The following is a 1,542-nucleotide window of genomic DNA, read 5'->3' as shown; positions in this document are numbered from 1 at the left end:
CTCATGCGGGGAGGGTCCTTCCGGGGGCGGGGGCTCCAGCATGTCCCGCTGGAGGCCCCCGGACCCGGAAACCCGAGCGATCAGACCCGAAAGTGGTACGGGCGCCCGGAGAAAATCTGCTTCTACGATCCGGCGCCCGCCAGGCCCCGCCCGTTAGATGCCGCGCGCCTTCAACACCCTTCCCAGATCGTCGAGTTGGTCCGCGAGCCGGCGCCGCAGCGCGGGGGTCGGCCCGGCGTCGGCGAGGCACGCCTCGCCCAGGCGCAGGTTCTCGGTGTCGACGGCGTGCACGGGGAACGCCCACTTGCCGATGACGCCGGCGATGGCGGGCCCCCGGCGTTCGGCGACGGGTACGGCGTCGGCGTAGAAGCGGGCGACGTACGGCCGCAGCAGCTCGGCCTGTTCGGGCTGCCAGAAGCCCTGCGCGGTGGCGGTGACCAGGTAGTTGGAGAGGTCGTCGGAGGAGAACATGGCGTCCCAGGCGCGCGCCTTGGCGTCGGCGTCGGGCAGCGCGGCCCGGCAGCGCGCGGCGCCTTCCTGCCCGGTCGCGGACGGGTCGCGCGCCAACTCCCCGGCGATGGCGGCCTCGTCGGTGGCCCCGAGGACGGCGAGCCGCCCGAGGATGCGCCACCGCAGGTCGGGGTCCAGCTCGGGCCCGCCCGGCACGGTCCCGTCGGCGAGCCACGCGGCGATCGTGTCGGGGTGCTGCGCGACGTCGATGAAGTGCCGCACGGCGATGAGCCGCAGCCCCGGGCTGTCGCCGTCCTCGGTGCGCCGCAGGACGTCCTTGCACAGCAGGCACAGCGAGGTCAGCGCACCGGGCCGCTCCTCGGGCGTGAGGTAGCGCCCCGCGAGTTCCGTGGTCGCGAAGGTGAGGACGGCCTCGGTGAGGGCGAGGTCGGTCTCGTGGGGGAGGTGGGCGCGGGCGGTCTCCAGGTAGGCGGCGGCGGGGAGTTCGCCGTCGCGGACGGCGTCGCGCAGCGCGTTCCAGACGACGGCCCGCGTCAACGGGTCGGGGAGGGCGGCGAGTTGCCTGCGCACGGTGTCGGCGGAGTCGGCGTCGAAGCGGACCTTGGCGTAGCTGAGGTCGCCGTCGTTGAGGAGCAGCAGCGCGGGTTTCTTGCCGAGGCCGTGCGGCGCGCTCTGGGGGACGTCGAGGTGAACGCGGGGGCGGGGTACGAGAGTTCCCGCGTCCTCGTCGTACAGGCCGACGGCGATGCGGTGCGGGCGGGTGCCGGCGCGCTCGACGGTGAGGGTGCGGTCGGCGCCGGTGCCGGCGACGACGGGGGTGAGGGTGTCGACGCCGGTCGTGCGCAGCCAGGCGTCGGCCCAGGCGTGGACGTCGCGGTCGGTGGCGGAGGCGAGGCTGTCGATGAAGTCGGCGAGGGTGGCGTTGCCGAACTTGTGCCGGGTGAAGTGGGTGTTGATGCCGGCGAGGAAGTCGTCCTCGCCGAGCCAGGCGACGAGTTGCCGGAGCGCGGAGGCGCCCTTGGCGTAGGAGATGCCGTCGAAGTTGAGGAGCGCGGAGGCGGTGTCGGGGAC

General features: G+C 74.1%; 1 protein-coding gene. It reads right to left on the bottom strand.

The window, feature by feature from the left end:
• Positions 1-153: 153 nt before the first annotated feature.
• On the bottom strand, positions 154-1,542 hold a 1,389-nt coding region (locus AOK24_RS44365; protein ID WP_206191378.1), incomplete at its 5' end, for an ERAP1-like C-terminal domain-containing protein.

Source organism: Streptomyces niveiscabiei, assembly GCF_001419795.1.
Classification (GTDB): Bacteria; Actinomycetota; Actinomycetes; order Streptomycetales; family Streptomycetaceae; genus Streptomyces; species Streptomyces niveiscabiei.
Note: the sequence above shows the minus strand (reverse complement) of the source record. Positions and strands in the feature narration are given on the sequence as shown.